We start from the raw sequence: 19,640 nt of genomic DNA on the forward strand, positions 1-19,640 counted from the left end.
CGCCTCGTGGCGAAGGCATCGTCCCCCTCCCATAGTGCGAAGCGCGTAGAGAGAGGGGGAAGGCGCGCAGCGCCTCAGGGGGTGACTCTAGGAATCACTGCAGCCTTGGCACCCGCACGGGTGGTGGGTGCAATCGCATTGAACTCGCCGTTTTGCCACTGGCCCACATGCCACAGCTTGGTCAGCTGTTGGTTTTCCAGCTTGATGGTGCCCAGCACGGTTTCAAAAGTGCCGGTCTTGAGCTCTTGCGTCACCGCAGCGCGGTCGATCTTGCCAACGCGCTCAATCGACTGCTGCAGCATCTGCAGCGAGGTGTAGACGATGGGGCTGGCAAAGCGATCCGACTCTTGACCTGTCACTTCCTTGAAGCGCTTGAGGTAGGCCTGCATTTGCGGGTTGCTGGCATCAATACCGCCGGGGGCCATCACGCCTTCAGCTGCTGCGCCAAACTTGCCCTTGAACATGGGGAACTGCGTGCCCACGCCGGTGAAGAACACCTTGGGCGTCAGGCCCAGCGTCTTGGCTTGCTCGTTGATGAGCATGGTGTCTGGCGGGTAAGAATAGGCGACAAAGGTGTCCGCACCCTTGCCCTTGGCTTCATTGATGACGGGGGTCATGTCCTGCGTGCCAATGGGGTAGCTCTTGTCATACACCAGCTCAAAGCCGTGCAGCTTGGCGGCCTTGCGGGTGGCGTTGGCCAGCTCCACACCAAAACCGTCGGCGATGTTGATCATGGCGATCTTGTTGTTGATCTTGCCTTCCTTCTTAGCCTTTTCCAGCATGGCGACCAGATCTTCAGCGTATTCACCGCCGGTGCCCAAGAAGAAGAAAGCGTGCTTCCAGCGCTTGACCAGATCCGGTGCCTTGTCGGTCACCGAAGTGGCGGCCAGCAGTGGGTATTTGTGCTTTTCGTAAGTGGGGCCAACGGCCAGGTTCGAGCCTGTGCTCCACGGCGGCAGCACAAAGTCCACCTTGTCTTGCGTAATCAGGCGCTCAGTGGCACGCACGGCTTCTTCGGTGCTGGAGCGGTCGTCGTACTCGATCACTTCAAGCGGCACGCGCTTGTTATAGGCCTTGAGCATGATGCCGCCCGCATCATTGATCTCTTTGACCCACAGCTTGTAATTAGGAGCAGTGGTCACCGAGGTGCCGCCCGCGTTGATGCCCGTCTTAGCGATGGCCCAGCCAATGCGGATGGACTTGGGAGCCTCTTGGGCGAGGGCTGCGCCGCCAAAGCCTGCCAGCGCCGTTGCGGCGACCAGAGTCTTGAGAATAAAACGCTTGTTGCTCAAATTCATGCATGTCTCCTGTGTAGATGGTTGTGGTTCTCTGACCTGTTTTACCCATCGTAGGAAAAGAGCGCATCAGGGGTTTGTCTGGAAGTGCACAAACTCTTGTCTGGATGTGCAGGCAGCACTGGGTAAACACTAATTTCCCTTTGCGGCGCTGGGCGCGAGAAAGAGGCAAGACAGGCTGCTATGGATAATGAAGCATCCTGTTGCGTCCTGTTACGCGCAGGAGAGTGAGTGTGTTTAAGACCGAGGAGCCCGCATGCCCCAATCCCCCGCCGCTTATCAGACGACCGAGATGCAAGGCAAGCAGGCCATTGGTGCGTGGCAGCACTGGATGTCATCGCTTTATGGGCTGGAGAGCGATGTGTATGACGACCAACAGTTCTCAGCCCGTCTGAACACCTTTGAGCTGGGTTTTTTAGGCATGACCAAGATTGAAGCCAGCCGCCACCGCGTGCGCCGCACCTCGGCCAGCATGGCCAATCACAGCACAGACTTTCTCAAAATCGTGGCCCCTTCACGGGGCGTTGCCAGCGTCTGCCAAAAAGGCCGGCAGGCCCATGCGCGCAGCGGTCAATGGCTGATTTACGACACCACGCAAGAGTACGAAGTGCTCAACCCTGAGTGGTGCGAGCACCTGATCATTACCCTGCCCAAAAGCCGCTTTGCCGAGCATGGCCGCGCGGTGGATGCGTTGATGGGCAGCTATGTGGGCGGAACCGAAGGCGTCTCGCGCATTGCGCTTGACATGATGCACGGCATGTTTGCCGAATGCACGGTGATGGGCGCAGGCGTGACCCAGCATGTGACGGATGCGCTGGTGCAGCTTGTCCAGCTGTCGCTGCTTGATGCCAGTGGGCGTGACGCCACGCTCAGCGCCAGCGCATTGCTCAATAGCCGCATCCGCTCTTATGTGCGCCAGCACCTGCGTGACCCGGGCTTGTCTGCCGAAGGCATTGCGGCGGCGCTCAACTGTAGCAAGCGCCACCTCTACAACGCGTTTGCTGATGATGAGCTGAGCATCAGCCAGTTCATCTGGGCTGAGCGCGTGGCTTTGTTTCAGCAAGATGTGCGCAAACCCCTCAACCAGCATTGCACACTGACCGAGCTGGCGCTGGGCTGCGGCTTTGCCAGCGGGGCGCACCTGAGTCGTTTGTTCAAGCAGCAAACAGGGCTGACACCGGTGCAGTTCAGGGCCGAGCTTGCGAGCAGCCGTTTTCTGAATTAACGATGATATTGGCTTGTAGTCCTTGTATATCAATGACTTACTGCTATTAAATTCATAAAAAACAGTCTCAGGCCCTGCGCGCACGGGCATTGATCTGGGTTGATCAGCGTTATCAAGGGCTATAGGACAATGCAGGCCATCGCTCTTAGAGAGCAGCTTAGACAGCAGGACTGTATTTCCATGGACATCAATACGCCGCTCACCTTGCTCGGTGGCCTCACCGCTTCTCAATTCATGCGCAAGCACTGGCATAAAAAGCCCTTGCTGGTGCGTCAGGCCATTCCCGGCTTCAAAGCACCTATCCCGCGTGCGCGCCTGCTGGCCATGGCTGGTGAAGAGGGCGTTGAGTCGCGCCTGATTCAGCAGTTGGATGGTGACAACTGGAAGCTCAGCCACGGCCCCTTGTCGCGCCGCAGCCTGCCTGCGCTCACCAAGCCGGGTTGGTCCGTGCTGGTGCAAGGCGTGGACATGCATGACGCCAAGGCGCATGAGCTGCTGCAGCAGTTCCGCTTTGTGCCCGAGGCGCGTCTGGATGATCTGATGATCAGCTTTGCGACGGATCAAGGCGGCGTAGGGCCGCATTTCGACAGCTATGACGTGTTCTTGCTGCAAGCCCATGGCAAGCGCCGCTGGCGCATTGGCCGCCAAAAAGATTTTTCGCTGCAAGAAGATAAGCCTTTGAAGATTTTGGCGAACTTTGAGCCTGAAGAAGAGTTTGTGCTGGAGCCCGGCGACATGCTGTACCTGCCGCCTAAGTGGGCGCATGACGGTGTGGCCGAAGGCGAGTGCATGACGTACTCCATCGGCTTTCGCTCGCCAGATCGCAGCGAAATGGGCCGCGAGCTGCTGCTGCGCATGTCGGACGAGCCCGATGAGCCAGAAAACCCCGTTATCTATAAAGATCCCAAGCAAGAAGCGGTCAGCAACCCGGCGGAAATTCCGGCAGGCATGTATGACTTTGCCCGTGAAGCTCTGCAAAAAGCGCTGGCCGAGCCGCTGGCGCTGGAGCGCGCTCTGGGTGAGTACCTGTCGGACCCCAAGCCCAATGTCTGGTTCGAACATGGCGATGAGAATGGCATGTTCGAAAGCGTGGTGCTCGACCGCCGCACCCGCATGATGTATGACGCCAAGCACATCTTCATCAACGGTGAAAGCTATCTGGCCGGCGGGCGCGATGCTACGCTGATGCGCAAGCTGGCAGACACCAAGATGCTGTCGCGTAAAGACTTGGCTGGTGCCAGTGATGATGCGCTGGAGCTGCTGTCATCTTGGTTTGACGCGGGCTGGGTTCGTTCTGGCGATTAATTGAGTAATTGATTAATTAAGTAAGTAAGGGCGGACTTGTCACCGGTGTCACGCTCGGTGCCAGAGTTGCCCTTGATCGCGTGCTTGCTGGGCTGCCAAGGTTTTGTGTGGTGGGTGTAAATACCTGTGAAAGCTTTGTCAGGGAATTGACAGCAAAGAATTTGTGGTTCACAGTGTGGGTCATGGCAAGCGAAAGCTTGTCCGGTAAATAAGACAAAAGCTGATTTGTGCAGAATTGTTTAGTTGCTGTCAGTATTTGTCAGCAATGAGCAAAGCTACCTATAATAAGAACTGTGTCGAATTTATCGTTTGACCCGATCTGCCAAAGCGATCATTAGCTGCAAAAGCTGCCCGTAATGGCAATCCGCATACTGTCTGCTGAACCTCCAATTAGGAAACTGTCATGAAGAATTCTTTGATCCTGGCTACTGTTATTGCTGCTGCTGCTCTGGCTGCTTGTGGCGACAAGAAGGTTGAAGCTCCTGTTGCTGCACCTGCTGCTCCTGCTGTTGAAGCTCCTGCTGCTCCTGCTGTTGAAGTCGCTCCTGCTGCTCCTGCCGTTGAAGTCGCTCCTGCTGCACCTGCTGCTGAAGCCGCTCCTGCTGTGGACGCTCCTGCTGCTGAAGCCGCTAAGACTGAAGCTGATGCCGCCACTGGCGCTGCTACAGCCAAGTAAGCTGCTACAGCCAAGTTTGAGGTTTAGGCCTTAAACAAAAACAACCGCACTTAGGTGCGGTTTTTTTACGTCTGAACTTTAGCGTTGCTCTTGCAGCTTCTTTTGCTACTTCTCATGCTGCCTTAGCGGATTGTTTCACGAAGGCTTTTTCAGTGCTTGCTCAAGCAATGAAAAAAGCCACCAGACGTTGGTCATGGTGGCTTTTTTGGGGGGAGCTGAATTTACTTCATCTCATCCGTGAGGATACGAACAATGCGCTGGCCGTTGGCACTGCTGTCAGGCTGGCCTTGTTCGTTCAGAACGCTGACCTGCGACTTGTTGCCATCGGCCTTGACCAGAATCTGGTACTTGACGGGGGCTGCAGCTTCCTTGCCTCGGCTGAAGATTTTGCTGAAGAAGCCCTTGGCTTCTGGCTTGGCATTCGGATCCACATAGCGCACGAAGTAGATGCCGCGGCTGCGGTCGCGGTCTTCCACGGTGAAGCCAGTGCGATCCAGCGCCACGCCCACACGACGCCATGCGCGATCAAAGCCTTCTTGCAGTTGCAAAGTAGGCACGCCGTTGACGGAGTCCATGCGCGCACCAGAGGAGGTCACGGCAGCAGTCTTGTCGGCCTTGGCAACAGCGGAGGCTTGCTCTTCGCTCACGCCCAGCTTGATCATGATGCGGCGCAGGAATTCTGTTTCCAGCTCAGGATCGCGAGCGCGGGGCTGCCAGATGGTGTTGTCCTTGCGCTCGTTGGTGTAAACCTCTTGCATACCGCGGTGCGTGACGAAAATGCGGGTCTTGCCATCGGGTTCACGCTCCAGGCGGGTGCGGAACTTGTCGCGCTCGCTGGTGGAGTAGAGCGAGTCAAACACCTTGCCCAGGCTCTTGCGAATGATGTCCTGAGGCAGCTTGGCGCGGTTTTCCGCCCAGTCTGTTTCCAGAATGCCCAGCTGGCGGTCTTCCATCGAGTAGATGAAGCCGTTTTCCAGCCAGAAGTCGCGGGTAGGTTCCCAGAGCTTGTCGGCAGCGCGATCAACGACTAGCCAATGCTCGGCGCCGTCGCGCTCAATGCGGACGTCGCCAATTTTGTTGGCTGCAGTGTTGTTGTCGGCAGGCTTTGCAGTCTTAGCGTTGGCCTGAATGGCCGCTGCAGACACAACGCCACCAGGGACGTTGTAGCGCGAGTCTTGCGACAGCTGTGTGAGATCAGGAGGAACTTCAAGAGAAGGAGCTTGGCTTTTGCCCGCGCTCTTGTAGTCAACCTTGGTCTCTTGGAACGTTGTCGAGCAGGCAGATAGACCCAGTGCGATGCTGAGCAAGCCCAAACGTGCTGTTTGTTGTTTCACGCGGATTGTCCTCGGGTAGCGGTTCAAGCTATGTGCGAAAAACTGCTAGCTTAGCGCAACTCAGTCAGAGAATGCCAGCTTTAGTCAGAGCATCCTCAACAAGCGCTTCATATTGCGTGCTCAAAGGGGTCATGGGCAGGCGCATCGTGGGGCCACACAAGCCCATGCGGGCTGCAGCCCACTTCACGGGAATGGGATTGGCTTCCACAAACAAATTCTTGTGCAAAGGCATCAGCTGGAACTGTATTTCCATAGCGCGCTTCACGTCGCCAGCCATAGCGGCCTTGCACAGCTCGCTCATCAGGCGCGGCGCCACGTTGGCCGTCACGCTGATATTGCCGTGACCGCCGCACAGCATCAGAGCCACAGCGGTGGGGTCGTCACCGGAGTACACGCCAAAGCCTGCGGGCACATCGCGGATCAGCCACTGGGCGCGCTCGATGTTGCCAGTCGCTTCCTTGATACCGATGATGCCGGGCACCTGAGTCAGACGCAGCACGGTGTCGTGCTGCATGTCTGCGACCGAGCGGCCGGGCACGTTGTAGAGAATGATTGGCAGGTCACCCGTCGCTTCGGCAATGGCCTTGAAGTGCTGGAACTGGCCTTCTTGCGTGGGCTTGTTGTAGTAGGGCACCACTTGCAGCTGGCTATCTGCGCCAACGGACTTGGCGTATTGGGCCAGTTCAATGGCTTCATGCGTGCTGTTAGCGCCGCAGCCAGCCATGATGGAGACGCGGCCAGCGGCTTGTTCGACAGACACGCGAATGATTTCGCGGTGCTCTTCGACATTGACGGTGGGCGATTCACCCGTCGTGCCAACCACACCGATGCAGTTGGTGCCTTCGGCCACATGCCAGTCGATGAGTTTGCGCAGCGACGGGTAGTCGACGCTACCGTCTTCGAGCATGGGGGTAATGAGGGCAACAATGCTGCCAGTGAGGGCGACGGAGGGTGATGTCATATCCGCAATCAGAAACGGGAAAAATGAATTCTACAAACAGGTATAGGGTAGCCGGAGTGGTTTTAGGTAAACAGTGTCGAGCAATACCCTGTTTTAGTTGAATTGTTGTTGATAAATGACGATATGACGAAATATTTAATTTTAGTGCGTCATATTGGTTGTTTGAAGTGGCGCAGTTTTAGACAGCATGCAGAATTGCTGAGGTCGCTGGGCTGCATGCGCAGTTTGCGTCATGCGTTAAGGTAGTCGCGCCAGGTCTGGCCAGTGTGGGTAAGGCTGAAATCTTTCATGGAAAACATGACTATTTCAGCCTCTGCCCCTTTCCCTATCAGGGCAAGCAGCTCACCTTTTTTCACTTTTCGGTGATGTGGGGTGCAATAAACATCAGGGGCAGACAGTAGTTCCCCTGCGGTGCTGTAAACGCGGGGCTGGCGCTCATAACTAAAGGCTAGCAGCTTGCCGCCGGGGTGGACTTTGGGGGGCGAGCTGAGAAAGCTGCGGTCAATCAGCTCATATTCACACGGGATGATCTGCGTGCCGCTGATATGAATGACGCCTTCTGATGCGCGAGAGCTTTGGTTGCCATCGCTTTCAGTAAAAGGCACTCGAATGGCGGCAACAGCGAAACCAGTCTTGGGGTCGAACTCGGTGACCTGCTCATAAGGGCTGACAAACAGCGCTTTGCCATGCTCGTCCATGACTAAAGTTTGCTCGCGCATGTCTGCGCCACGGTCAGCGCGCAAAGTGTTGTCATTGGGCTGCCAGCTTGCGTCAATGATGTTGGCTTGCAGCAACTCCATGGCGGGCAGGCTGCGCAACTCATTGCGCTCGCCCGCATGGGGTGATCTGACCTGCACCACGAAGGGGGTTAGGGCCAGCAAATCCTTGTAGCCCGCTGAAGGCGCGATCACCCAGAGGCCGTTGAGGTCCATCAATCCTGACGGCCGACCCGCGCCGCTTTCAAGTTCGGGGAACTGTACGTAGATATGGCCGCCGCTGACATAGGCTAGCACTGCACCTTTTTGCGGGAGCAGCAGCCAGTGCCCATCGGCGGTGACGATGCCCAAAGGCCAGTCCTCACGCTCGTCTTCGCCGGGCAGGGGCTGGCCAGTCTGGGGATGGATCTTTGGCAGAACGGTATAGGCCTGCAGCTCTTCATCCCATGCGCTGAAATGCTGCGGGGCATAGTCTTTGGCCAACCAGTCGGGCAGGTCGTCGCTGGGCATCTAGGTCCTTGTGGGGTAACTGCTTGAAAACTTCAGGCGCTGTAGTTCGATGCGCTGACTGCGGCCTGTGCCAGTCGCTCCAGTAAATCTTCTGCGTCCTCGGCGCGCACCACGGTGATGCGAATGCTGTCGTCATCGGTGGCCAGCTTGATGAGGGCGTAGTCGCGTTTTTTGAGGTGTTCCGCCAAATGCTCAAGGCCTGACTCCACGCCGTCTGCAGGGCTGTCCCAGTGCCAGTCATCGGTGCCGGGTAGCCAGTGGGTGTTGGCAATGCCATCGGCATCTTTCCAGTCAAAGCGGGCGAACTGGGTGGCAATGGCGATCAGGTGTACCCAGTACAGCGTCAGCGCATTTTCGTCGCCCGTGATCTGCATCACATCGGGGTCGATTTCGTCATCGTCGTCCCATCCCATATCGTCCGGATCAGGATCGGCCACGCAGGCTCGCCATTGGGCCATCAGTTCTGCAGTCTCGCTCTCTTCGCCCAGACACAGAATGCGGGCCATGCCCTCCATCCAGATGGGGTCCTCGGCCTCGATCAGCTCCACGCGGGTAATCGTGGTGTCAATGGTGGTGACTTCAGGCGTCTCGCCGCCAAGCCCCTTGAACATGCCGCGCATGGCGCTGCGGTAGTCGTCCCAGGTTTCGCCGCTGGGGCTAAAGCTGAAGTCTTTGATGGAATACATGCCCATTTGGGCCTCTGGCCCTTCTCCCATGAACGTGAGCAGCTCATTTTTTTTCGGGCTCATGTTCAGTGGCGGGCACCAAATATCGGGGGCAGACAGCAGCTTGCCCTTGGTGCTGTAGACGCGGGGGTGGCCTTTGTCGTCAATGGCCAGCAGCTTGCCGCCGGGGAAGATCTTGGGGGGTGAGCTGCTGAAACCGCGCTCAATGGTCTTGAATTCGCAGGGAATGATTTCCTGGCCTGTGATGTGAATCACGCCTTCCCAGGTATGGCTGCGTTCTTCGCCTTTTTCATCCACATACGGCTCGCGGATGGTAGCTACGGCCAAGCCGGTCTTGGCGTTGAAGTCGTTGATGTGTTCATAGCGGCTGGCGTCAAACAGCGGTTGGCCGTCGGCCTTGAGCAGCAGCTTGTGCGAGTCGCCATACGGGCCCTTGTCGGCGCGAATGAACCGGTCTTCTTCTTCGTTGTAGTAGATGCTGGACAGGCCTTCTTGCAGCAGCTCCAGCCCCGGCAGGCTGCGCAGGTCTTCACAGTTTGGGTAGTGGGCAGACTTGCATGCCATGACCTGCGGTGTGATGGCATAGGCGTTGCGGTAGCCGGCCGATGGCGGCACTACCCAGGTGCCATTCAAGTCCTTGAGGCCGGACTTTTCGCCTTCGCCTTCCTGCACTTCTGGGTAGCGCACATTGATATAGCCGCCCGAGCTATAGGCGCCCGAGGCGCCTTCAATGGGCTTGACCAGCCAGCGGCCATAGGGAGTGACCAGCCCGACTGGCCAGTGCTCGCGTTTGTTTTCTCCGGGCAGCTTGTCGCCCGTGCGCGGGTGCTTTCTGGGCATGACGTAATAAGCGTCCGTGTCTTCATCCCAGGCGCTGTGATAGCGCTCCACGTAATGGTCTTTGAGCCAGGCAGGCCAGTCATCGTCGTTGTCGCGCTCAACCACTTCGGTGCGCATGATGACGCAATCGCTCCACCAGCCCCACTGAGCTTGTGCATCTTGCTTCAAAGACTGTAGCGATTCGGGCAGGTCGCTGCCCGTGCATTCCCACTGCAGGCACTGGTCGCGCAGGGTGTTGATGAAGGTCTCGTAGTCTGGCGTATCCGTGTCGTATTCGCACAGCGTGGCGCAGTCCAGCAGCAGCCAGTTGCGCTGGCTATGGGTGATGAGTGAATCAATCTCCTGCCACTGTTTTTTGAGCGAGTCGGGCCAATTGGCGGGCAGCGGCTCCATCACGGACTTGAGCCATTGCCAGCGTGCCTTGACCTCATTAATGGGCGCGGCTAGCGAAATCAGGCTTTCTTTGTCTTGATAGGCGCTGCAGGGCACGCGCTCTGGCAGGTGGCTGGCATCGCCCAGCAGCACGCTAAACAGCAGCGGCGTGCTGCTGTACCACTCGGCCCAGCCTTCACAGAGGCCACCGGGCTGGGCCGGCCATTCGGTAGTAGAGCCGGGGTGTTCGTCGTGGGCAAGCAGCAGCGCGTAGTTAGGCATGGTGGTCAGCTTTGCAGAGGGAAGGTAGTGTTGGCAGCAGAGTCAGCAGGCTTGATGGCGGCAATGCGCTGCACCACACGGTCAGGCTGGCGCAGCACACCATGTTCATAGGCGACGATGGTCCAACCAGCGCAGACCTGCAGCAGCTCGCCGGGCGCCAGCAAAAAGTCTGGGCGCGAGGGCTTGCCGTAGGCTTCATTGCCTTGGCCAAAGGTTTCATTCAGCAACACGCCGCCGGGTTTGACGCTGGCCAGAATCTGCGGCCACAGAGGGCGCCAGAGATAGTTGGTGATGACCACACCATCAAAACTACGCCCCGTCAGCGGCCATGGCCCATTTTCGATATCAGCAGTCATCGTCTCTGCGATGTTTGCTATTGATTGTGTAGCTTCAGGTGATTTATCCACGCTGACTACTGCATGATTTGATGCATGAAAGTAGTGTGTATGTCGGCCCATGCCGCAGGCCAGATCGAGCACCGTGCCTTGCGGCGCTACCAGATGGGCGAAGCGGGTAATCCATGCGGACGGCGCTTGCGCACCGTGGCTGGCCGGAAGAGGGTGAGGGCGGGGAGAGGTAGGAGGGGTGGAGCTGGTCATCTTGCCAAAAACTATAGCAGTGCCTGCTCCCTTGCCTTGCCCCCGCTCTGTCAGCTCAATGCTGGAATCTCAATGCGGCTTCACATCATCTTTGAGCGCCGCCAGCGCCATGTTTTCAACCATGCCGGGCGCAATCAGCTTGAGGAAGCGGCCCAGCTTGCCCTTGTCCATCACCACCTCGCGCTGGCGCCGGTTCATGCCATCGATGATGAGGCGGGCGCATTCCTCCACCGTCATGGCTTTGTCTTCTTTGAGGCCGCTGACGCCCGCGGCCACGCCTTTGGCGTTGTAGCCGCGGTTGCGAATCTGCGTGGCCACTACGCCGGGGTAGGCTGTTGTGACGCTCACACCTGCAGGTTTGAGTTCGGCGCGCAGCGCTTCAAAAAAGCCAGTCATGGCAAATTTGCTGGCGCTGTAGGCCGTGCGGCCCGGCACGCCGATGAGTCCGGCCAGCGATGACACGGCGACTATTGAGCCTTTGCTGGCCTTGAGATGCGGCAGTGCAGCATGGGTACACCACACACTGCCCCAAAAGTTGATGCGCATTAGCTGCTCGTACCAGCTCAGGTCTTGGGCGCTGACATCTTCCAGCAGCGCGTGGGCAGAAACTCCGGCGTTGTTGATGAGCACATCAATGCCGCCAAACCGGTGCACGGCTTGGGCAATCAGCGTGCGGCACTGGGCTTCGACGGAGACATCGGTGGGCTGAATCAGCACCTGCGCGCCATGCGCCTCGCATTGGCGGGCTACGGCTTGCAGATTGTCTGCATTGCGCGCGGCCAGTGTCAGTTGCAGCTGGCTTTGATGGGTTTGCGCCAGTTGGTGGGCCATTTCAGCGCCAATGCCGTCAGACGCCCCTGTAATCACGATACGGTGCATGTTCTCTCCCGGCCTGACTGCGGGGCCGGGTGGCACCCAAAGCTCAGAAGCAGGCCCAGACTTGGTCAGCCAGTGTGAGCATGAATTGCGGTTGCATATACAGGGCAAACACGGCCAGCAGAACCGCCACAACGGCGGCCCAGATGAGGATACGTTGCCAGAGTTTGATCTGCATGGTGCTCATTAAAGCTTAGGCCGCACTGGCTGTGCTGTGGCGGGTAATGGCCGCTTCACGTACGGGCAGGTTAATGAGTGCGGCTAAGATGCCCAGAGCAATGGAGATGTACCAGACCATGTCGTAGTTGCCGTTCATGTCGTACAGATAGCCGCCCAGCCACACACCCAAAAAGCTGCCAATTTGGTGGCTGCAAAACACAAAGCCGCCCAGCATGGACAGGTGCTGCACGCCAAAAATCTGGGCAATGGTGGCATTGGTCAGCGGCACGGTAGAAAGCCACAAAAAGCCCATGGCTGCGCAAAAGACATAAACCGACCAAGGCGACAGCGGAGCCAGCAAAAAGCCGACAGTCACGACTGAGCGCAGGCCATAGATGCCCGACAGCAGGTAGCGTTTGGGCATCTTCTGGCCCAGATTGCCCGCCAGATATGTGCCAAAGATATTGAACAAACCGATCAGCGCCAGCGAATAGCTCGCAACATGCGGCGCCATACCAAAGTCTTTGAGGTAGCTGGGCATGTGTACGCCAATAAACATGACCTGAAAGCCGCAGACGAAGTAGCCGCCCGTCAACAGCAAAAAGCTGGGGTAGGTCCAAGCTTCTTTCAGGGCTTGCCCCACGGTTTGTTCGCGCTTGATGGGCGCTCCGTTGCCAAAGCCCGGCTCACGCAGGCCAAAGGCCAGAGCCACAATCAGCAAGGCGAGTACGGCCAGCACCAGCAAAGCGTTGGACCAGCCGAACTGCGCAATCAGGTTGCCTTCGACGGGCACCATGAAAAACTGGCCAAACGAGCCTGCTGCGGCCGTCACGCCCATGGCCCAGCTGCGCTTGGCCGCAGAAATTTGACGCCCCAGCACGCCAAAGATCACGGCGTAGGTGGTGCCGGCCTGCGCAGCCCCAATCAGCACCCCGGCGGTGAGCAAAAACCACGTACTGGTGGGCGATAGCGCCATGCCGGCCAAGCCCAAGGCATACAAAATAGAGCCGCCAATCAGCACCTTGAAAGCGCCAATGCGGTCGGCCAGAATGCCGACAAAAATGCCCAAAATGCCCCATGACAGGTTTTGCACGGCAATTGCCATCGAGAAGTTCTCGCGCGTCCAGCCCATATCTTGGGTGATGGGTAGCAGCCACAGACCAAAGCCATGGCGTATGCCCATGGAGATGGTGACGATGGCGCCACCGCACAGAAGAATCTGTGCCATGGACAGCGGCGCTGGTGTTGTTGTCTTAGTTGTCATGCCGTGCGTGCGGAAAATTGTTGTCAATCTTGTCAGCACTCGACTTTAACGAAACAAGTGCATTGGTGTGTACTTTGCACATGCCTTGGGCGTCACCTGCGCGGCAGGCGCTCATACAAGTCGTTGAGATTTAAATAAAAAGTGAGCGACCCATGGTGGAAATACATGGATTTCGACCATGAAAAGCCCTGAAGACCTATCAAATAAAAGACTACAAGCTATTGTTTTTATGGCGTTTATAGTGCTTCTGACGCGATCAAAAACACATGCCAAAGACAGAAGTTCTGGCTTTGTGCAAGAGTATTGGGAGTAAACAACTGTGAATTTATCCAGCATTAATCTGGAGAGGCCACTACAATTCGCCCCCATGGCAGCTAAACCGTCCACCGAATATTCCGAAGGCTCGATCCGCGTTCTCAAGGGTCTGGAGCCTGTTAAACAGCGTCCCGGCATGTACACGCGTACCGACAACCCCCTGCATATCTTGCAGGAGGTGCTCGACAACGCCGCCGATGAGGCACTCGCCGGTCATGGCAAAAAAATCAAGTTCACCATGCACGGCGATGGCTCGTACAGCGTGGACGACGATGGCCGTGGCATCCCCTTTGGTATGCACCCTGAAGAAAATGCACCCGTGGTGGAGTTGGTCTTCACGCGTCTGCACGCAGGCGGCAAGTTCGACAAGGGCAATGGCGGCGCGTACAGCTTCTCCGGCGGTCTGCACGGCGTGGGCGTCTCGGTCACCAATGCTCTGGCCACACGCCTTGAAGTGCAGGTGCACCGCGACGGCAAGGTCGCAAGACTGGTGTTTTCTGCGGGCGATGTGATTGAGCCGCTCACCATTCGTGATTTGCAGCCCGGCGAGCGCAAGCAAGGCACCACCGTGCGCGCTTGGCCTGATGCCAAATACTTTGAATCCTCAGCCCTGCCCATGGGCGAGCTGGTGCATTTGCTGCGCAGCAAGGCCGTGCTCATGCCCGGCGTGTCGGTCTCGCTGATCAATGAAAAGTCTCGCGACACGCAAACTTGGCAATTCAAGGGCGGCCTGCGCGACTATCTGGCGCAAAGCCTGCACGGTGAGCCTGTCATCCCCTTGTTTGAGGGCGAGGGCTTTGCCGACAAAAACAACGACAGCTTTGCCGAAGGCGAAGGTGCTGCATGGTGCGTGGCCTTTACCGAAGACGGCTCGCCGCTGCGCGAAAGCTATGTCAACCTGATCCCCACTACCGCTGGCGGCACGCATGAAAGCGGCCTGCGCGATGGCCTGTTTCAGGCCGTCAAAGCCTTTATTGACATGCACTCGCTGCTGCCCAAGGGCGTCAAGCTCATGCCGGACGATGTATTCGCCCGCGCCAGCTATGTGCTCAACACCAAGGTGCTGGATCCGCAGTTCCAAGGCCAGATCAAAGAGCGCCTGAACTCTCGCGATGCCGTGCGTTTGGTCTCGGGCTTTGTGCGCCCGGTGCTTGAGCTGTGGCTCAACGAGCATGTGGAGTGGGGCAAAAAACTCGCTGAGATTGCCATCAAGGCAGCTCAGACCCGCCAGAAGGCCGGCCAAAAGGTTGAAAAACGCAAGGGCAGCGGCGTAGCCGTATTGCCCGGCAAGCTGACCGATTGCGAAAGCAAAGATCTCAGCGTTAACGAAGTGTTTTTGGTAGAAGGTGACTCTGCGGGCGGCAGCGCCAAGATGGGCCGCGACAAGGAAACGCAGGCCATCTTGCCGCTGCGCGGCAAGGTGCTCAACACTTGGGAAGTGGACCGCGATCGCCTGTTTGCCAACAACGAAATTCACGATATTTCGGTGGCGATTGGTGTGGACCCGCATGGCCCCAATGACGAACCGGATTTGTCTGGCCTGCGCTACGGCAAGATATGTATTCTGAGTGATGCGGACGTGGACGGCTCCCATATTCAGGTGCTGCTGCTTACCCTGTTCTTTAAGCATTTCCCCAAGCTCATCGAGGCCGGTCACATTCATGTGGCGCTGCCCCCGCTGTTCCGTGTGGATGTGCCTGCGCGTGGCAAAAAGCCGGCCATCAAGGTCTATGCGCTGGATCAGGGCGAGCTGGAAGCCATCATCGAAAAGTGCGCCAAAGATGGCGTGCCGCGTGAGAAATGTCAGGTCAGCCGCTTCAAGGGCTTGGGCGAGATGAATGCCGAGCAGCTGTGGGAAACCACGCTCAACCCCGACACACGCCGCATGCCCGCAGTGCAGTTCATGAACTTGGACTTTGCCGAGTCAGCTGCCGTTGTCACCAAGCTCATGGGCAAGGGCGAAGCCGCAGCCCGCCGAGAGCTGATGGAGTTACACGGCGACGCCGTGGAGGTTGATATCTAAGCGATATTTAACCTATATCGAACCGATACCTAGGGCGATTGAAGCAGGGCAAATTTCACGCTCTGCCTGCTTGCAGCCGCCGCTGTGTTCACAGGAGTACGCCATGTCAAATGCACTGTTTAGCTCTCAGCAACAGCCCTCGCTGCAAAGCGGCGGGGTGGCGCCTATGTCTTTGCGTACCCGTGTTCGTCTGGCGGGGGCGCAGCTGCTGCTGGCTGGCGCTGGTTGGCTGGCGTTTGCACCAGCCGCACATGCTGATCTGTGGGCTTATGTGGATGAATTTGGCGTCACCCACTTTGCGGCGGAGGCGCTCGATGAACGCTACAAGCTGTTTTTTAAAGGTGAGCGCTATGACAGCAATCAACCCGGTCTGCGCCCTGATGCTGCCGCTCAAGGTTTAACGGCCCGCACGCGCACGCAAAACTTTTTTGAAGTTTCTCCGCGCTATAAAAGCGTAAGGCCTCATCTGCAAAAAGCGGCTGAGCGCACGGGTGTGGAGTACGACTTGCTCAAAGCCGTGATTGCGGTGGAGTCTGGTTTTGATTCCGCTGCAGTCTCGCCCAAGGGCGCCGTCGGCTTGATGCAGTTAATGCCCGCTACCGCTGAGCGCTTTGGCGTGGCGGCTAGCAAAAAGCGCAGCATGCAAGAGCAACTGGCAGACCCGGCGGTGAATATTCCTGCCGGTGCGCGCTACCTCAGCTACCTGATGGGCTTGTTCCCCGGGCGGCTTGACTTGGTGCTGGCGGCTTACAACGCAGGCGAAGGCGCGGTGCAAAAGTTTGGCAAGGCCATTCCGCCCTACAAAGAAACGATGAATTACGTCAAAGCAGTCACAGGCATTTATGAGCAACTGCAAGCGGCCAAGCCGCTGAGCGGCCGCTCCAGTGCTGCAGCCACTGCAGCAGGCAAGAGCGGCTCTCGCGTTCGCATGACCTTGGCTAGCCCCGACGTTCAGCTACCTTGATTCGCCGCTGAGGCGATATTTGGAAAATTACTAAGAATTCATGAGCGATCAAACCACACCGGATTTGTCTCTACAAGCCGCTGGCGATGTACTGGACTTGGGTCAATACGCGCAGCGCGCCTATCTCGAATATGCACTTTCGGTCGTCAAAGGCCGCGCTCTGCCCGATGTCTGCGACGGCTTAAAGCCCGTGCAGCGTCGCATTCTCTATGCGATGGACCGCATGGGCCTGAGCTACAGCGGGAACAACGGCAACACGGCGGCCAAGCCCGTCAAAAGCGCCCGCGTGGTGGGTGATGTGCTGGGCCGTTTTCACCCACACGGTGACCAGTCTGCCTACGACGCACTGGTGCGCATGGCGCAAGACTTTAACCAGCGCTACCCGCTGGTTGATGGCCAAGGCAACTTCGGCAGCCGCGACGGTGACGGCGCAGCCGCCATGCGTTACACCGAAGCGCGCTTGTCCAAAATCACCAGCTTGCTTCTCGATGAAATCGACATGGGCACGGTGGACTTTGTGCCCAACTACGACGGCAGCACGCAAGAGCCAAGGCAGTTGCCGGCTCGCCTGCCGTTTTCGCTGCTCAACGGCGCAAGCGGCATTGCCGTGGGTTTGGCCACTGAAATCCCAAGCCACAACTTGGTGGAAGTGGCCACGGCTTGCGTGAGCTTGATCAAAAAGCCCAACCTGACCGAAGAAGAGTTGCTGGCGATGATTCCCGGCCCAGACTATCCGGGCGGCGGCCAGATCATCTCTTCCAGTAGCGATATTGCCGATGCCTACCGCACTGGTCGCGGCAGCCTCAAGGTGCGTGCGCGCTGGAAGATTGAAGAGCTGGCGCGTGGCCAGTGGCAGTTGGTGGTGACCGAGCTGCCCCCCGGCGTTTCTACCCAGAAGGTGCTTGAAGAGATCGAGGACATCACCAACCCCAAGGTCAAGACCGGCAAAAAGACGTTGACGCAAGAGCAAACTCAGCTCAAAGCCAGCATCTTGGCCGTGCTCGACTGCGTGCGCGATGAGTCTGGCAAAGATGCACCGGTGCGCATTGTGCTTGAGCCCAAGACCGGAAAAACGCCGCAGTCTGAGCTGATTACAGCGCTGTTAGCCCATACCAGCCTGGAGTCGTCTAGCTCCATCAACCTGACCAGCATTGGTCTGGATGGCCGCCCTGTGCAGAAGTCGCTGCGCCTGATGCTCGAAGAGTGGATTGCCTTTCGCTTTCAGACCGTCACGCGCCGCAGCCAACACCGCTTGGCCAAGGTGCTGGACCGCATCCATATTCTGGAAGGCCGTCAGGCCGTTTTGCTCAATATCGATCAGGTCATTGCCATCATTCGCGCCAGCGATGAGCCCAAGCAGGCACTGATTGAAGAGTTCAAACTCTCCGAGCGTCAGGCCGAGGACATTCTTGAAATTCGCCTGCGCCAACTGGCGCGGCTTGAAGCCATCAAGATCGAGCAGGAACTCAAAGAGCTGCGCACCGAACAGGGCAAGCTCGACGATATTCTGGGCAGCGAAGCGACCATGCGCCGCCTGATCTGCAAAGAAATCGAAGCTGATTCCAAAACCTTTGGCGACGCACGCCGCACGCTGATCCACGAGGAAAAGAAGGTTGTGGCCGAGGTCAAAGTGGTGGACGAGCCCACCACCGTCATCATCTCCGACAAGGGCTGGGTGCGCACGCGCCAAGGCCATGGCGTGGATGCGGCCACCCTCAGCTTCAAGGCGGGCGATAGCCTGTACGGCACGTTTGAATGCCGCACCGTCGATCAGCTACTGGCCTTTGGCAGCAATGGCCGTATTTACTCCGTGCCCGTGTCGGCCTTGCCCGGCGGGCGCGGTGATGGCCAGCCTGTCACCACGCTGATCGAGCTAGAAGCAGGTACGCAGCTGCTGTACTACTTTGCCGGTGCAGAAAGCACGCAACTGCTGCTGTCAGGCTCGGGCTCTTACGGCTTTATGGCAGCAGTGGGCGACATGCTCTCGCGCCAGAAGGCCGGCAAAGCCTTTGTCACGCTAGGCGAAGGCGAGACTTTGTGCGCTCCATCCGTCGTACAAGGCGTTCCCGTGAATGCGCGAGCTGAAACGGTGGAGGGCGGCGAGCAGGGCGCGGGTCTGCTCAAGGCTGCTACACATGTGATTTGTGCATCGGTGGGTGGCCGTATTTTGACGTTCGAGATCGGCGAACTCAAAGCCATGCCCAAGGGCGGGCGCGGCCTCATGCTCATCAGTTTGGAAGACAAGGACACACTGGCAGGAGCCGCCGCCTACACGCGCAGCATTCGTCTGGATGGCGTGGGCCGTGGCGGCAAGGTCAAGAGCGAGACGCTGGAGATTCGCAGCCTCAACAACGCCCGTGGCAACCGGGGCCGCAAGGGCAAGGCAGCTGATCTGGGCTTTAAGCCGCAGGCGGTGACGCGCGTGGAATAAGCGATTCGCGCACCTAAATAAAAAAGCCGCGCCAGTTTTGCTGGGGCGGCTTTTTGATGGAGGAAGCAGCAGCATTCGGCGGTTGATTCAACCGATCGATGCGTTCGTTCACTGCTTTGAAAAGTAGCAAACAAAGACGAATGCATTCAGCACATAGAACATCTGCTTCTGTGTGTAGCTACTGGCCGAGGCGTCCTGCTGAAACGTGGATCTCTGCAAGGTCTGGATAGAGCGAAATCAGCTCAGGGAGCAGCGTTTCATCACTGAGTGGGGTAATGAAAATTTGCCCCTGGTCCACGCTGGCCAGCGTGAGATAGGTGAGCTCGAAAGTGCTGCTGTCTTTTTCAAAGGTTCGGCTATAGGGCTGCAGTGCATAGCTGCGACCGGTTGAGGTGCTGCCGTATTGTGCAGCGTCGAGGCCGTAATGGCCGGTGATTACCTTGACCTTGTTGCGCTGGTCGGCGGCTTGGCCGATTCGAATCAACTCTGTAATGGTGTCCTGATGCGACTTCCCCATGGATGCTGAGATACCCTGAATCTTCTTTGGCGCTACATATTTCAAGGTGGTTTCCAGGTCGCGAGTGATGCTCGCCTGCAGAAGGGTTTGCATGGCGTGGCTCAATGTTTCTCGGTTCAGAGGCAGCTGGTTTTCAAGTTCTGGTGTCTGGGTCTGAGAGGTATTGGGAACGGCACTTTGGTCAAGCGCCAGGGTATGGGTTGGTGCTAGCAGCGTGCAGAAGGCCAGGGTTGTTGCAGCGCTTTTGAACGCGTTGGAGCAGAGCGCTACAGTCCTCATAGCTTGTTCCT

Annotated in this window: 16 protein-coding genes; 6 read left to right on the forward strand and 10 right to left on the reverse strand. The window is 57.8% G+C overall.

The window, feature by feature from the left end; genetic code table 11:
* Nucleotides 1–74 precede the first annotated feature (74 nt).
* Nucleotides 75–1,298, reverse strand: coding sequence for an amino acid ABC transporter substrate-binding protein (locus KUF54_RS17025; protein WP_219344025.1), 1,224 nt, complete (start codon nt 1,296–1,298; stop codon nt 75–77).
* A gap of 253 nt (nt 1,299–1,551) precedes the next feature.
* Here KUF54_RS17025 and KUF54_RS17030 point away from each other — a divergent pair, with 253 nt between their 5' ends.
* The 3 genes from KUF54_RS17030 (at nt 1,552) to KUF54_RS17040 (ending at nt 4,501) form a co-directional block, all read left to right on the forward strand.
* On the forward strand, nt 1,552–2,520 hold the full coding sequence (locus KUF54_RS17030; protein ID WP_219344027.1) for a helix-turn-helix domain-containing protein: 969 nt from the start codon (nt 1,552–1,554) through the stop codon (nt 2,518–2,520).
* A gap of 180 nt (nt 2,521–2,700) precedes the next feature.
* A complete protein-coding gene (locus tag KUF54_RS17035) occupies nt 2,701–3,825 on the forward strand; it encodes a cupin domain-containing protein (RefSeq protein ID WP_219344029.1) in 1,125 nt (374 codons plus the stop codon).
* A gap of 403 nt (nt 3,826–4,228) precedes the next feature.
* On the forward strand, nt 4,229–4,501 hold the full coding sequence (locus tag KUF54_RS17040) for a hypothetical protein (protein WP_219344031.1): 273 nt from the start codon (nt 4,229–4,231) through the stop codon (nt 4,499–4,501).
* 221 nt (nt 4,502–4,722) lie between these two features.
* Here KUF54_RS17040 and bamC read toward each other — a convergent pair whose 3' ends face one another.
* The 8 genes from bamC to KUF54_RS17075 form a co-directional block, all read right to left on the reverse strand.
* Nucleotides 4,723–5,835: an outer membrane protein assembly factor BamC gene (bamC, locus tag KUF54_RS17045; RefSeq protein ID WP_219344033.1), complete on the reverse strand. Its 1,113-nt coding sequence runs from the start codon at nt 5,833–5,835 to the stop codon at nt 4,723–4,725.
* Between the two features lie 64 nt (nt 5,836–5,899).
* A complete protein-coding gene (gene dapA, locus KUF54_RS17050; protein WP_219344035.1) occupies nt 5,900–6,796 on the reverse strand; it encodes a 4-hydroxy-tetrahydrodipicolinate synthase in 897 nt (298 codons plus the stop codon).
* Between the two features lie 230 nt (nt 6,797–7,026).
* Complete coding sequence (locus KUF54_RS17055) at nt 7,027–8,022, reverse strand: hypothetical protein (protein WP_219344037.1); 996 nt, start codon at nt 8,020–8,022, stop codon at nt 7,027–7,029.
* Between the two features lie 32 nt (nt 8,023–8,054).
* Nucleotides 8,055–10,202 (reverse strand): hypothetical protein, encoded by a 2,148-nt coding sequence (locus KUF54_RS17060; protein WP_219344039.1) that lies wholly within the window; start codon nt 10,200–10,202, stop codon nt 8,055–8,057.
* Nucleotides 10,203–10,207: 5 nt separating this feature from the next.
* Nucleotides 10,208–10,801 carry a bifunctional 2-polyprenyl-6-hydroxyphenol methylase/3-demethylubiquinol 3-O-methyltransferase UbiG gene (locus KUF54_RS17065; protein WP_219344041.1) on the reverse strand — a complete coding sequence of 198 codons (594 nt, stop codon included), beginning with the start codon at nt 10,799–10,801 and terminating at the stop codon, nt 10,208–10,210.
* Nucleotides 10,802–10,870: 69 nt separating this feature from the next.
* Nucleotides 10,871–11,680, reverse strand: coding sequence for an SDR family oxidoreductase (locus KUF54_RS17070; protein ID WP_219344043.1), 810 nt, complete (start codon nt 11,678–11,680; stop codon nt 10,871–10,873).
* 43 nt (nt 11,681–11,723) lie between these two features.
* Nucleotides 11,724–11,855: a hypothetical protein gene (locus tag KUF54_RS17495; protein ID WP_255576189.1), complete on the reverse strand. Its 132-nt coding sequence runs from the start codon at nt 11,853–11,855 to the stop codon at nt 11,724–11,726.
* 15 nt (nt 11,856–11,870) lie between these two features.
* A complete protein-coding gene (locus KUF54_RS17075; protein ID WP_255576190.1) occupies nt 11,871–13,100 on the reverse strand; it encodes an MFS transporter in 1,230 nt (409 codons plus the stop codon).
* 367 nt (nt 13,101–13,467) lie between these two features.
* Between KUF54_RS17075 and KUF54_RS17080 the strand changes: the two genes are divergently transcribed.
* The 3 genes from KUF54_RS17080 (at nt 13,468) to parC (ending at nt 18,833) form a co-directional block, all read left to right on the forward strand.
* A complete protein-coding gene (locus KUF54_RS17080) occupies nt 13,468–15,438 on the forward strand; it encodes a DNA topoisomerase IV subunit B (RefSeq protein WP_219344045.1) in 1,971 nt (656 codons plus the stop codon).
* A 103-nt stretch (nt 15,439–15,541) separates the two neighbouring features.
* Entirely contained in the window at nt 15,542–16,402 is an 861-nt protein-coding gene (locus KUF54_RS17085; RefSeq protein WP_370627563.1) for a lytic transglycosylase domain-containing protein, read from the forward strand.
* A gap of 40 nt (nt 16,403–16,442) precedes the next feature.
* Complete coding sequence (parC, locus tag KUF54_RS17090; RefSeq protein WP_219344047.1) at nt 16,443–18,833, forward strand: DNA topoisomerase IV subunit A; 2,391 nt, start codon at nt 16,443–16,445, stop codon at nt 18,831–18,833.
* A gap of 178 nt (nt 18,834–19,011) precedes the next feature.
* Here parC and KUF54_RS17095 read toward each other — a convergent pair whose 3' ends face one another.
* Nucleotides 19,012–19,629, reverse strand: a complete 618-nt coding sequence (locus tag KUF54_RS17095) for a hypothetical protein (protein ID WP_219344049.1) — start codon at nt 19,627–19,629, stop codon at nt 19,012–19,014.
* Between the last annotated feature and the right edge of the window lie 11 nt (nt 19,630–19,640).

The organism is Comamonas sp. Y33R10-2, from assembly GCF_019355935.1.
Lineage (GTDB): Bacteria > Pseudomonadota > Gammaproteobacteria > Burkholderiales > Burkholderiaceae_C > Comamonas.

Bases quoted from the DNA above. Each gene is read 5' to 3' on its own strand.
- KUF54_RS17055 (WP_219344037.1), bottom strand. From the start codon at position 8,022: ATGCCCAGCGACGACCTGCCCGACTGGTTGGCCAAAGACTATGCCCCG.
- KUF54_RS17070 (WP_219344043.1), bottom strand. From the start codon at position 11,680: ATGCACCGTATCGTGATTACAGGGGCGTCTGACGGCATTGGCGCTGAA.
- parC (WP_219344047.1), top strand. From the start codon at position 16,443: ATGAGCGATCAAACCACACCGGATTTGTCTCTACAAGCCGCTGGCGAT.
- KUF54_RS17085 (WP_370627563.1), top strand. From the start codon at position 15,542: ATGTCAAATGCACTGTTTAGCTCTCAGCAACAGCCCTCGCTGCAAAGC.
- dapA (WP_219344035.1), bottom strand. From the start codon at position 6,796: ATGACATCACCCTCCGTCGCCCTCACTGGCAGCATTGTTGCCCTCATT.
- KUF54_RS17030 (WP_219344027.1), top strand. From the start codon at position 1,552: ATGCCCCAATCCCCCGCCGCTTATCAGACGACCGAGATGCAAGGCAAG.
- KUF54_RS17065 (WP_219344041.1), bottom strand. From the start codon at position 10,801: ATGACCAGCTCCACCCCTCCTACCTCTCCCCGCCCTCACCCTCTTCCG.
- KUF54_RS17025 (WP_219344025.1), bottom strand. From the start codon at position 1,298: ATGAATTTGAGCAACAAGCGTTTTATTCTCAAGACTCTGGTCGCCGCA.
- KUF54_RS17495 (WP_255576189.1), bottom strand. From the start codon at position 11,855: ATGCAGATCAAACTCTGGCAACGTATCCTCATCTGGGCCGCCGTTGTG.
- KUF54_RS17040 (WP_219344031.1), top strand. From the start codon at position 4,229: ATGAAGAATTCTTTGATCCTGGCTACTGTTATTGCTGCTGCTGCTCTG.
- KUF54_RS17035 (WP_219344029.1), top strand. From the start codon at position 2,701: ATGGACATCAATACGCCGCTCACCTTGCTCGGTGGCCTCACCGCTTCT.
- KUF54_RS17080 (WP_219344045.1), top strand. From the start codon at position 13,468: ATGGCAGCTAAACCGTCCACCGAATATTCCGAAGGCTCGATCCGCGTT.
- KUF54_RS17075 (WP_255576190.1), bottom strand. From the start codon at position 13,100: ATGACAACTAAGACAACAACACCAGCGCCGCTGTCCATGGCACAGATT.
- KUF54_RS17060 (WP_219344039.1), bottom strand. From the start codon at position 10,202: ATGCCTAACTACGCGCTGCTGCTTGCCCACGACGAACACCCCGGCTCT.
- KUF54_RS17095 (WP_219344049.1), bottom strand. From the start codon at position 19,629: ATGAGGACTGTAGCGCTCTGCTCCAACGCGTTCAAAAGCGCTGCAACA.